The following is a 12062-nucleotide window of genomic DNA, read 5'->3' as shown; positions in this document are numbered from 1 at the left end:
ATTGAGGGATTCAAGACAGGCATGGTTTCATTTTTCAGACAGGCATCATCATGGTCGGGCGGATTCTGCGGATTATTTTACTGGTTGGTTTCGCCACATTGCTCGCCAAACGGCTGCTCGGCAAACGGCAGAAACGTGCCCTGAATGAAAAAGTACGCATCATTGCCTGGGTTGTGCTCATCGTTTTTACTCTGGCATTCGTTATGCATCTCTGGCTGGGCATTGCCTAAATACAGAATTTTGCCTCTTTCTCATTACGCGATACAATAAAGCCCACTACCAACCCCCATTTTCTCACTATGCCGCAAACCGAGCCTTTCCATCACCCTGATTCTTATTACACTTCCAGCATCGCCCTTCCACCCGCGCGCCCTTCTTTGCAAGCATCTATGAATGTAGAAATCTGCATTATCGGCGGCGGCTTGGCTGGCTTGGGCGCGGCACTGCCTTTGGTTGAGCACGGACGTGAAGTAGTAATGATTGAAGCAGGTCGCATCGGCTCGGGCGCATCCGGCCGCAACGGCGGACAAGTGATCAGCGACTATGCCTGTGGCATGATTGAAATCGAAAAACAAGTTGGTCTGCCGCAAGCGCAATGGTTTTGGCAGCAATCCTTGGACGCGGTGGCATTGGTTGAGCAGAGAATCAACCAATTTCAAATCGATTGCGATTGGCAATACGGCTATGCCACCGCTGCCATCCGCCCTCATCATTTCAAAGAGCTGGTTAGCTGGCACGACCGTGCCGCCAAGCGCTACGGCTATACGCATTATGAATTGTGGAATAAAACCCGTCTACAACAAGCCCTTGCCAGCGAGCACTACATCGGCGCCCTGTTCGACCCGAAATCAGGCCATCTGAATCCGCTCAAGTATACGCTCGGCTTAGCCGATGCCGCTGTTTCCGCCGGATTGAAAATCTACGAAGACACTCCGTGCAACGGCATACAACGACTGCAAAAAGGGTTTATCGTCAGCACGCCTGCCGCCGATATTCATTGTAAACATCTTATTGTGGCGGTAAACAGCCGCATCGGCGAAATCAGCGCCACCGCCCTACACAAAGTCGACCGAAAAATCATCCCGGTCGGCAGCTTCATCATCGCTACGGAACCTTTAGGTCAGCAGGCAAAAGAATTGATACGCAACAACATGGCCGTCTGCGACAACTGCTACATCCTTGATTACTTCCGCCTCAGCGCCGACGGCAGGTTGCTTTTCGGCGGAAAAGACAGCAGTTTCCCTCGCAGCCAAAAGCACATTATCCGCACGCTACGAAAAAACATGTTAAAGGTTTTCCCCCAATTGGAAAATGCCCGTATCGATTATGCTTGGGGCGGCGAATGCGACGTTTCCGCCAACCTCGCTCCCAATTTCGGCCAACTGCCCAGCAATATTTATTTTATGCAGGGCTTTTCCGGCCACGGCGTTGCGCTCAGCGGCATTGCGGGCTTGGCTGTTGCCGAAGCGATTTTAGGCAACCCCGCCCGCCTGCAACAATTTGAAAAACTCCTCCATCGGGATATCCCCGGCGGCCCGTGGTTGCGCAAACCGGCCCTTGCAGCCGCTTCGGCTTTCCACCAAATCAAAGACCTGTTCTGATGCCCGACTACCAAAACCAATTGGCTCAATGCCTGTCTGAACAAACCGAAACCATTGCCCGCTACATTTTAGAAAACGGCGAAACCGTTTGGGTGCGCAAAACCGGCAAAACCGTGCCACAATGGCGCTATGCTCTGTTGGGCATGCTCAGCAAAATCTTCCGTCTCGGCGCCTTGCAACCCGTACCGAATCTTGGCGGGAAAGAGGCGCTGGTTACCGAAGCAAGGCGACTGCGCGAATTGAGTGCCGCCGGCGTACCCGTACCCATTCTTCTGGCGCAAACGGATGACGCCATTATGTTCAGCAGCGTCGGCGAACACGGTTTCATGCACGAAATAGAAAAAGTATCGTCCCAGCTTAACGCATTTGCAGAAGGTTTGCGTGCCATCGCCGCGGTACATCATGCGGGGCAATATCTTAGTCAGGCTTTTATACGCAATATGATCCGACAGGAAAACGGCGGCGGCATTGCTTTCATCGATTTTGAAGATGATCCTGCCCAATATATGCCGCTCATACAATGCCAATGCCGCGATTACCTGTGTTATCTGCAATCGGCCGCCACCTGGCTCGAACGCTCTGGAAATCTGGCACCTGCAGTTGCAATTTGGCAAGCCCATTTTCGAAGCCTGCCTGCCCCGCTGCAAAGCGGGTTGCGCCGCAACTACCGCTCCGCTTTATGGTTGCGCAAACTAAAAGCACAATGGCTGGGCAACGACACGCGCCGCCTATCGGCTATGGCGGAATTGCTTTATCAGGCCGACCGGTAATAAAACGTATCGTTTTTGCCGCTTCTTACTTATCCGTTTTCTTTTTTAGCCCCGCCTTTTTGCCGAGCAAACGTTTTTTACATATAATGCCGATTCCAACGGCAATGCCTGTCTGAACCTTTTTCAAACAGGCATTGCTGGAAAAACTTAAAGGAAAATCATGGCTCGAAAAGTAGAAATCAATAAAGGCAAAATCCAAGATAATGCCTTAAAAGCATTGGTCAAATCCAATTTATTCCAACCTAAAACGCATAAGCCGAAAAAAGGCAAAGGCGCTTACAGCCGGAAAGGAAAAAAATCAGGTTTTTTGTGTGAATACAAAAAACCTGATTTTTTTATATAGCACGCCAAGCTACAACAAAGGCGCAAGCAATCTGACGCCGTTTTCAACCAAACTCCACCATTTGCTGCGTTGCTGCCAAGCACTGACGGTAACATAGCGGCTATTATCCAAATAACGTTGCTGCAAAGCGGCAACTTCTTCAGTAACACTCTCATCATAAATAGCCAGGCTGATTTCCAAATTCAGAAAGAAACTGCGCATATCCATGTTGACCGTGCCAAACAAAGTATAACGGCTGTCTACGGTAAGTGTTTTGGCATGCAGCAATCCGCCTTCAAACAGAGCGATTTTAACACCCGCTTTCATCAACATGGGGTAATACGCCTGCGAAGCATAACGAACCATCAGCGAATCGACTTTGGCCGGAAGCACCAGCGTAACGTCTACGCCGCGTTTAGCCGCCACGGTTAGCGCTGTCAGCAAGGGATCGTCGGGAACAAAATAAGGCGTCGTAATCACAATTTTCCGGGTCGCCGCATAGATAATGCTGACGATGGTATCGTAAATTACCCGTTGCGCCTGATCCGGCGCAGAAGGGATAACCTGAGCCATAATTTTGCCCGCCTGCCTTTTCTGCGGCAACAAACCGGTAATAATGCCGGAACTGTCGGTCAGGTATTTTTGTACTTCAGACAGGCTTTCGTCGTCTTCCACCGCCACATCCGCATAAAACACGGCCAACATTTCCAACACCATCGGCCCTGTGCAGCGCATCATCACGTCCACCCATTCGCCCACGCCCGAACCTTGTTTGAAAAAACGCGGATCAACCAGATTGAAGCTGCCGGTATAGCCGATTTTTTTATCGACCAGCAGAATTTTTCGATGGTTGCGCAGATCGCTGCGGGTAAATAAAGTGCGCAAAGGGCCGACCGGTAACGCCATCCGCACTTCCACGCCGGCAATTTTCAATTTGTCCGGCCATGTGCTATGGAAAAACGATGCGCTGCCCACCGCATCGGCGAGAATGACACAATTCAAACCGCGTTGGGAAGCGTCAATCACCGCGTTGAGTAAGGCCTCGATTTTGCCCTGCGGCTCGATAATATAAAATGCCAACAGGCAGGATTGTTGTGCCGCGCGAATGTCGGCCAACATTGCATCCACGATTTCATCGGTAGTGGAAAGCAGCTTGATGGCGTTGTTTTTGGTTACGCCCAAACCGGTGGTGTCGGCTGCTACCTGTGCAATGCCTTGATAACGGCGGCTTATCGAATCAGTAACTTCCATATCGGCATCCGCCATATGGTTTTCTACAAATCGGCTGTAAAAACGGTTCATTTCTTCAGAGCGTTTAGCCCGTGCCATGCCCAGCCGCGGCTCGCCCACCAGCATATAAGCAATCACGCCAAAAAGCGGAAATAAAAACAAGATAATCAGCCAGGCAAATGCCGTGCCTGTATTGCGTTGCTTGTAGAGCACGCGCACCATGCAGGCCAGTGCGGCGATACTGTGTAGGAAAACCAATATCTGAGTCCAAGAAATCACCATATTGATCCTTTTGAAATGGCTTGGAACATATCTGAATTTTGAGTTTAACACACCCGAAACCAATGCCTGTCTGAACACAAATAACGGCAAGTTAAAGCCGACCAACGGAACACTGATGACGCTCGGGCTTTCAGACAGGCTTGATAATCATGGCTTTGAAGCATAAACAAATGCCTGTCTGAACGATTTTTCAGACAGGCTTTGTTTATGCGTGTAGCAGGTCAAACAATCTGCACCGCAATATCCGTATCAACATACAAATGGTTTTGACCGTTTTTATAAAGCGAATAGCTGACATCGCCTTTCAATTCGCTGGCTCCGCTTGCCGTCCAGCCCGACGACAAAGTCACCATATCATCGGTGCCGCCGTTCAACCATACGAACGCATTGCCGCTGGATAGAAAATCATCGGTAGCAGAAAGGGAAACCAGCTCAGAAGCCGAATCATCCAAATCCACAACCTTGTTGGCCGGTGTCGATTCATTTATTTCCACCGTTACTTTAGTCAAGGTGCTTTTATCCACCGACTCGGCATGCGTTTTGCTGATTAAAGCAGACAAACCGTTGGCACTCCATTCGTAAATCTTGTCGTCGGTCAGGTTGCCGGCATTTTCCCCCCAGATGGTTAAGGAAGAGCCGATAACATGGCCGGTATCCGAAACTTTATTGGTGGTGGTGGTGCCGTCCCAAACGCTTAAATCCCATTTGGTTTGAATATCGCTGGCCATATGTGCACCGCTTTCGGCGTTGGTTACCCCGTCTTTAGGAACGAAATAGAGGTAATACCAGTTGTAATTCAAAACATCGAATCCGTCGTCAAGCAAATCTTGCATACTGGCGCGTTCGGCACGCCGTTCGCTTGCGGTGGCCGCATCGGTAGGATTGCCGTCGTAGCTCCAATAAGTGATTTCAATATTGGTGTTTAACGACGACAAACTGGTTTTCAGCAATCCGTCGTTCCACATACGGGTAGTCAAACCCTGATTGGCCAGAAATTCCGACATTGTATTGGCATAAGTGATGAATTCGTGATTATTCGAAGCGCTGTAGCCGAATTCATCACCGCCGATATGGAAATGCTTGCTGTTACCATCCATCAAGCCGATCACTTCGCTATACAGGCTTTTCACAAAGCTGATGGCCGTGCTGTCGGTAATCTTAACTTCATCATTCACCACTTCGGATTTAATGCTTTTCACATAATCCGCCCCCTTATATTGCTCCAACAAGGTGAATATGGCATCCATATGGTTGGGCGTATCCACTTCGGGAATCAGTTCCACCCCTTTGGCCTTGGCATAGGAAACCACATCGGCAATTTGTGTGTAGCTCAAGAATTGTTTGCCGGATACCGGATTGGTATAGGTGCCGTCGGCATTCAGCGTGGCATTTTCCACGCGCTGATTGAGCACCGTGCTCTCAAAAGCATAGTTATCATCATCAGACAAATGCAGTTGCAGAAAATTACCGCCCGCCTTGCTGATGGTATCGATGTATTTTTTAATCACATCGGCAGAATAAAAATGCTTGGCAATATCCAGCGTCAAGCCGCTTTGCTTGCTGGTGGCGTCGGATGAAGTATTCTGGTTTGCCGACGTATTAGACGTATTATCAGACGTGGAAGCGCTTGAATCGGCATTAGATTGCTTGGTGGCCGTCGAACCCGTGCTTGATGACCCAGTATCTTTGGCGGCCGTATTATCGGTGGTTGTGGTGTTGCTGGCGGCAGAATCAGATGCCTTGCTATTCTGGCTTGAATCCGTATTCTTCGTCTCCGTAGAATTTTGCGACGCTGTATTCGAACTGGTGCTTTGACCCGATGTTTCGGTAGATTGGGAAGAAGCGCTATTAGTATTTGTGTTTTGCTTTGCCGTATCAGTTGAAGCGGCTGTATCCGTTGTTTGAGCAGCATCGGTATTCTTTGCCGCTTGGTTTTGCGAATCGGTGGTCTGCTCTGTGTTATTGGTGGTTGTTTGATTATCCGTTGTTGATGCGCTCTGGTTGGCATCAGTCTGGCTGGAAGAAGCGGAAGTATTGTTGTTTGCGGTTTGATTGGCCGTTGAAGAGCCTTTGTTTTCCTCTTCTCTACTTTGGCTGTCTCCAGTTTGACTATTCGAGTTAGCGCCGGCCGTATTATTTTTAGTTTGCCCTGCTGATGATTGAGCGGAAGAATTCGAATCTCCACCACCGGAACCGCCGCCTGCCGCCGCTGCGGCCACACCGGCCAGCAATAGCCCTGCGCCGCCTAGAATCCAAGGCATTTTGCTCGAACCCTCAGCCGCAACCGGTTCTACTTCTTCGGCAGCCGTTGCATCCGAAGCGGTTTTTACGTCGGTTACATCAACAAAAGTATTCTCGGCCAAATGGGTATAACCCATGCTATTCTGAGCCGGCTGCTCCTTATCGTCTAAGGCCACCCAATTTTCAGGAAAAATCTGAAACGCATTTTGTTCTTCTAAAGCCAACGGCTCTTCCGTATTCAATTCTTCAGCAACCAGGCTGTTATTTTCTTTGTCTGCTACGAAAATTTCTTGTGATTGTTTAATGATTTCTTGCATATGTATGAGATCTTGTAATCCGATTTCTAGACCTAGGGTAAGATGCTGAGTTTTCATTTTTGTTCCCCTTGTGATGTGATATTAAAATGAACTTTTAAAATTTATTATGATTATAAAGTGTTTTTTAGCTTCAATTGAAAATGATATAAAATTGCTTTAATACCGTTTATCTCTTTTTCAGACCGAACAGCATCAAATAACTCATTTGCATCAAAATATGCTTTCTTCATCATACCCAGCCATTGTTTCAATCTTGCAACGGGATATTTATTTTCGCCTTCTTTTTTCACGCATAAATCTACAAACAATAAAATCCAATCTATCACTTCCGCAAATGTCATGGCTTCGGTTGGTTCACCGTTTTCATACCGCTTAATCTGCCGCGCCAAATCAGGTACCATCACTGCGCCCCTACCCAGCATCACACTATCGCAACCGCTTTCTTTTTTGATGCCGATATAATCTTCCAGCGTAAATACATCGCCGTTTGCTGTAACGGGAATTTCGATGGCTTCGGCAATTTTCCTAACCCAGGCCCAGTGTGCCGGCGGTTCATAGCCTTCTACTTTAGTGCGCGCATGCACGGTTAATGCGCATGCGCCGCCCTCTGCAATGGCGCAGGCGTTTTCCAAGGCCAATGTTTTGTCTTCAAAACCCAAACGCATTTTGGCCGTTAGCGGAATATGCTCGGGCAAGGCATCGCGCAACGTTTTTACGATATGCAAAACCCGCTCCGGCTCTTTCAACAAAACCGCACCGCCTTGATGCTTGTTGACCGTCGGCGCAGGGCAGCCGAAATTCAAATCGATTTTATCGGCTCCGAAACGAACCGCTCCCAATGCGTTTACCGCCATATTTTCGGCATCGCTGCCCAGAAGCTGAACCGTACAGGGCGTTCCCGCGAAAGTTTTGTTGCCGTTAGCCATTTCCGGTGCATAACGAAACCAAGTCGCACGGGAATGCACCGTATGCGTGATGCGCACGAATTCGCTTACACATTCGTCAAATCCACCGATTCGCGTTAATAAATCGCGCATCACATCATCTGTCAAACCCTGCATGGGAGCTAAAACCAAGCGCATAAACAAGAATGCCTGTCTGAAAAAAGAAATGCGTATTGTATCGTTATCTTGACTGGGTTACACTCTGAAACCTCGCAGAATTTGCTATCGAAAGCTACGGTTATGACAGAAAAAATCCGCCTGATTATTGATACAGACCCCGGCCAAGACGATGCCGCAGCCATTTTGATGGCTCACGGTCTGGCCAAACGAGGATTGGTTGACTTTATGTCTATTACCGCCGTAGCCGGCAATGTCAATATCGACTACACCTCCGAAAACGCCCGCATTATCTGCGATTGGGCGGGGCAAAACGATTTTCCGGTTTATGCGGGTGCAGCCAAGCCTTTATTGAGAAAACTAGTTACCGCAGAAGAAGTGCACGGTAACACGGGCCTGAACGGAGTGGAACGACATTCGCCCGAGTGCCCTCTGCAAAAACAATCTGCGATAGATTACCTCATCCATACTTTGCGCACCGCGGAAGACGCAAGCATTGTTATCTGCCCCATCGGCCCGTTAACCAACATCGCACAAGTTTTGACCGCAGCTCCCGAATGCATACGAGCCATTAAGCGTATTGTGCTGATGGGCGGAAATTACTTCGAAGCCGGCAACATCACGCCTGCGGCCGAATTCAATTTTTACTGCGACCCTCATGCCGCTCAAATCGTGTTGCAGAGCGGTGCGCCGATTACCATTCTGCCGCTTGATGTAACACATAAAGCCTGCATCACCACACCGAGAATGGATGTTTTAAGGCGTCAAAATAACCAAAACGGCCCCCGTCTGGCAGGCATATTGCAAAGTTACGAGCGCTACGACATTCAAAAATTCGGCACTGAAGGCGGCCCTCTGCACGATCCTTGCGCCATTGCCTGTGCTGTTTTTCCCGAATTATTCAGCGGCCGAGAATGCCATGTTGAGGTAGAAACCGGCAGCGAGCTCACCATGGGTGCATGCGTTGTCGACTGGTGGGGTACGACGGGGAAAGCGAAAAACGCCTATTGGATAACAGAAGTCGATGCGGAAACCATGTTTCGAGAATTAGCAGAATCCATCAGCCAACTTCCTTAAGTTTTCCATATAGAAATTCATTATGACCGAATGCGTTTTACAACCCGGCCTAACCGTTGCCCTGATTACCAAAAACGAAGCGAATAACCTCGAAGCCTGTCTGAACAGCATAAAAAGCCTGACCGATCAAATTATCATTATCGATTCAGGCAGCAGCGACGAAACGGCAAGCATTGCCGCCCGTTTCAACGCACGCTTCTATACTCATGCCGACTGGCCCGGATTCGGCCCGCAACGCAATCGCGCCCATCAGTATATCGATACCGAATGGACACTCTGGCTTGATGCCGACGAGCGCCTTACCCCCGAATTATGCGAAAGCATTCAAGCTGCATTGAAAAACACGCCTGCAGATGGAAAAACATTGTTTGAATTTAACCGATTAAGCAATACCTTCGGGGCATTCATCCGCCATTGCGGTTGGTATCCTGATTGGGTAGTACGCCTCTATCCCACTCGGCACGCCCGTTACAGCGACGACTTAATCCATGAAAAAGTGCTGATACCATCAGGTGCCCGCATCACCAAACTCAACGGCGATGCCCTGCACTACACCTACGCCACATTAGAGCAATTTCTCGCCAAACAAAACCTTTACAGTAAAATTTGGGCCGAGCAGCGATTATCTCAAAACCAAAGCGCCACGTTAGCCCAAGCCATCTCTCATGGATTAAGCAGTTTTGTCAAAATGTATTTTCTGAAAGCCGGCTTTCTGGATGGTAAACACGGATTTTTGTTATCCGTGTTATCCGCCCAATCCGCATTCAACAAGTATGCTGCATTGTGGTTGATGTCGAAAAATAAATAATGAATAAACCTGCCACTATTTTTTACCAAATCATGAAAAAAAGCCTGTCTGAAAATTTTCAGACAGGCTTTTTGCTTTCAAATCAAAAAACATCATTCTATATAAACAAAATGAGCGCGCTTCACATTACACAGCAGTTCATAAGCAATCGTACCCGCCTGCCGGGCCACTTCATTCACGCTTACCTCATCGCCCCACAATTCCACTTCACTGCCGATGCCCTCGTCCGAACCATTCAAATCCACCGTCAGCATATCCATCGACACCCTGCCGATAACACGGCTGCGCATGCCGTTGACTGATACCGGGCTGCCGGTAGAAGCCGAACGCGGATAGCCGTCGGCATAACCACAGGCCACCAAACCGACCCGCGTCGAACGCTTGGTATAAAAAGAAGCGCCGTAGCCGATAGGCTCGTGCGGCTTCAACACGCGCTCGCCGAACACTTTCGAAACCAAACGCATTACCGGCTTAATCCGCACATCCTGCTCTAAAAACGGATCGACACCATACAAAGCCAGCCCCGCACGCCCCCAATCCCGTCTTGCCGACGGATAAGCCAGCATAGCTGCCGAATTGGCCAAACTTTCCTGCCCCGCCAAATCTTGGCAAGCCAAATCGAAAGATTCGGTCTGCATTTCCGTCATGCCGTTTTCCGCCTCATCTGCACACGCAAAATGGCTGAATTTAACAATATCCGCGACTTTCGGGCTCTGCTTCAACGCATAATAAGCCGGCGCATAATTATGAGCAAAAAAACCAAGGCGATGCATGCCCGAATCCATTTTCAACCAAACGGTTGTCGGCTTCTGCCATTCGTAATTCAACAATGCTTCAAGCTGCCACTGGCTGCCTACCGCCGGCCACAAATCATATCGGTCGACCATCTCATATTCCGCCGCCTCAAACACACCTTCCAACAACACAATCGGATTTTCAATGCCCGCTTTGCGCAGCTCCACCGCTTCTTCCACACAAGCCACGCCGAAACCGTCGGCCAAATCCGATAATGCAATAGCGCACCGCACCGCACCATGCCCGTAAGCATCGGCTTTCAACACCGCCAACAGTTTATTACCGTGAATTTGCTTTAACGCCCGATAATTGTTGCGCAACCGGTTCAAATCAATTTCCGCTCGCAAAGGCCTCATGTTTTGCATTCCTCAATATATTATCAATCAAACAGCAACACACCCTAGTCGGCTATATTCCCGATAAGGCCAATTATGGCAGCCTGTCTGAAAACTTCCAAGCACCCTGCTCCAGATTTTCGTCAAACAAATCGATTTTGCCAATTGCAACACGCACCAAACGCAAACAAGGATAACCAGCCTTAGCCGTCATCCGGCGAACCTGCCGGTTTTTACCCTCGCTGATTTTTACCTCCAACCAAAAATCGGGTACGCTCTTACGCACCCGAATCGGCGGATTGCGCGGCCACAAAACAGCCGTTTCCTCTTCATCCATCACACGCACTTTGGCAGGCTGAGCTTTAAAATCTCCCAAATCCACACCACGGCGCAAAATTTCCAGCTTTGCCTCATCCGGTTTCCCTTCAACCTGGGCCCAATAAGTTTTCTCCAGTTTGAACTTCGGCTCAGCAATGCGCGCTTGCAAACGCCCGTCATCAGTTAACAGTAGTAAACCCTCACTATCCGTATCCAGCCTACCCGCAGGATAAAAACCTGGTACGTCAATATAATCTTTTAACGACTGGTGCTTTTCATGAGGAGAAAACTGGCAAATCACACCGTAAGGTTTATTCAATATAATCAAATTATTCATTTTTGTTTTAAAAAAGGTCGCCAAAAATTTATGCTGAGGCGTATCGCCGTTCAACTACGGGTAATATTCGATAAGATAGTAAGCAATGCATTATACAATAATCAATATGAAAACCGTCGCCCAAAAACTTGGACGACGGTTCCATTTTGTCTGTTTTCAAATGGTTATATAAAAATCAAAAAACTATTAGCTTAACGCGAAGCAGATTACAAGTCATTCCAACCAGCAATGAAACCACTAACAGCACCTACTGCTCCGCCAATAACACCTCCTGCGGTAGCTCCACCACTAACAGTGACTGGTGCCAAAGGCCCTCCTAAGAGACCGGCACCCCCACCGATAGCACTACCAACAGCCGCTCCTGCTCCTGCATCCGAAGCCGCAGTACCGATAGCATCTTCCCAGGCACCTCCACCACTAACTAGTTGCATTTCATTAAAAGTCAAATCTTACATACTCTTACTCCTTGTATATATTAAAACTTAGTATATATTAAAACTTAAATATTGAAAAAATTACGAATAATATCGTGATATAATCCAATGTGAAAACAGACTAAAAACTAAAA

Annotated in this window: 12 protein-coding genes; 7 read left to right on the top strand and 5 right to left on the bottom strand. The window is 48.5% G+C overall.

The features are described from left to right. Positions 1-50: 50 nt before the first annotated feature. The 4 genes from Q4A84_RS00445 to arfA all read left to right on the top strand — a co-directional run bounded on the left by Q4A84_RS00445 (position 51) and on the right by arfA (position 2714). Positions 51-230 carry a hypothetical protein gene (locus tag Q4A84_RS00445; protein ID WP_303086958.1) on the top strand — a complete coding sequence of 60 codons (180 nt, stop codon included), beginning with the start codon at positions 51-53 and terminating at the stop codon, positions 228-230. A gap of 69 nt (positions 231-299) precedes the next feature. Beyond that, the gene (locus Q4A84_RS00440) at positions 300-1601 is read left to right on the top strand and encodes an FAD-binding oxidoreductase (RefSeq protein ID WP_303086957.1); all 1302 of its coding nucleotides are present in this window, start codon (positions 300-302) and stop codon (positions 1599-1601) included. Then, complete coding sequence (locus Q4A84_RS00435; RefSeq protein WP_303086956.1) at positions 1601-2371, top strand: hypothetical protein; 771 nt, start codon at positions 1601-1603, stop codon at positions 2369-2371. Before Q4A84_RS00440 ends, Q4A84_RS00435 begins: the two co-directional genes overlap by 1 nt. Before the next feature lie 160 nt (positions 2372-2531). Beyond that, positions 2532-2714 carry an alternative ribosome rescue factor ArfA gene (gene arfA, locus Q4A84_RS00430; protein WP_303086955.1) on the top strand — a complete coding sequence of 61 codons (183 nt, stop codon included), beginning with the start codon at positions 2532-2534 and terminating at the stop codon, positions 2712-2714. A gap of 9 nt (positions 2715-2723) precedes the next feature. Here the strand turns inward: arfA and cls are convergent, their stop codons facing one another. Continuing rightward, the gene (gene cls / locus Q4A84_RS00425; RefSeq protein ID WP_303086954.1) at positions 2724-4205 is read right to left on the bottom strand and encodes a cardiolipin synthase; all 1482 of its coding nucleotides are present in this window, start codon (positions 4203-4205) and stop codon (positions 2724-2726) included. 1 nt (position 4206) lies between these two features. Here cls and Q4A84_RS00420 point away from each other — a divergent pair, with 1 nt between their 5' ends. Next, positions 4207-4371 carry a hypothetical protein gene (locus tag Q4A84_RS00420; protein ID WP_303086953.1) on the top strand — a complete coding sequence of 55 codons (165 nt, stop codon included), beginning with the start codon at positions 4207-4209 and terminating at the stop codon, positions 4369-4371. Between the two features lie 55 nt (positions 4372-4426). Here Q4A84_RS00420 and Q4A84_RS00415 read toward each other — a convergent pair whose 3' ends face one another. Both Q4A84_RS00415 and Q4A84_RS00410 read right to left on the bottom strand, forming a co-directional pair. Then, positions 4427-6820, bottom strand: coding sequence for a family 20 glycosylhydrolase (locus Q4A84_RS00415; RefSeq protein WP_303086952.1), 2394 nt, complete (start codon positions 6818-6820; stop codon positions 4427-4429). A gap of 53 nt (positions 6821-6873) precedes the next feature. Then, positions 6874-7845, bottom strand: a complete 972-nt coding sequence (locus tag Q4A84_RS00410) for a tRNA-dihydrouridine synthase (protein ID WP_303086951.1) — start codon at positions 7843-7845, stop codon at positions 6874-6876. A 102-nt stretch (positions 7846-7947) separates the two neighbouring features. Between Q4A84_RS00410 and Q4A84_RS00405 the strand changes: the two genes are divergently transcribed. Then, complete coding sequence (locus tag Q4A84_RS00405) at positions 7948-8901, top strand: nucleoside hydrolase (RefSeq protein WP_303086950.1); 954 nt, start codon at positions 7948-7950, stop codon at positions 8899-8901. Between the two features lie 22 nt (positions 8902-8923). Next, on the top strand, positions 8924-9709 hold the full coding sequence (locus Q4A84_RS00400; RefSeq protein ID WP_303086949.1) for a glycosyltransferase family 2 protein: 786 nt from the start codon (positions 8924-8926) through the stop codon (positions 9707-9709). Positions 9710-9801: 92 nt separating this feature from the next. Here Q4A84_RS00400 and alr read toward each other — a convergent pair whose 3' ends face one another. Both alr and Q4A84_RS00390 read right to left on the bottom strand, forming a co-directional pair. Continuing rightward, complete coding sequence (gene alr / locus Q4A84_RS00395; RefSeq protein WP_303086948.1) at positions 9802-10860, bottom strand: alanine racemase; 1059 nt, start codon at positions 10858-10860, stop codon at positions 9802-9804. A 73-nt stretch (positions 10861-10933) separates the two neighbouring features. Further along, the gene (locus Q4A84_RS00390) at positions 10934-11494 is read right to left on the bottom strand and encodes a pseudouridine synthase (RefSeq protein ID WP_303086947.1); all 561 of its coding nucleotides are present in this window, start codon (positions 11492-11494) and stop codon (positions 10934-10936) included. Between the last annotated feature and the right edge of the window lie 568 nt (positions 11495-12062).

Origin of the sequence: Neisseria sp. (assembly GCF_030527965.1) — a bacterium.
In the GTDB taxonomy this organism is placed as follows: domain Bacteria; phylum Pseudomonadota; class Gammaproteobacteria; order Burkholderiales; family Neisseriaceae; genus Neisseria.
The sequence above is the reverse complement of the archived record's forward strand: the minus strand, read 5'-3'. Positions and strand labels throughout refer to the sequence as shown.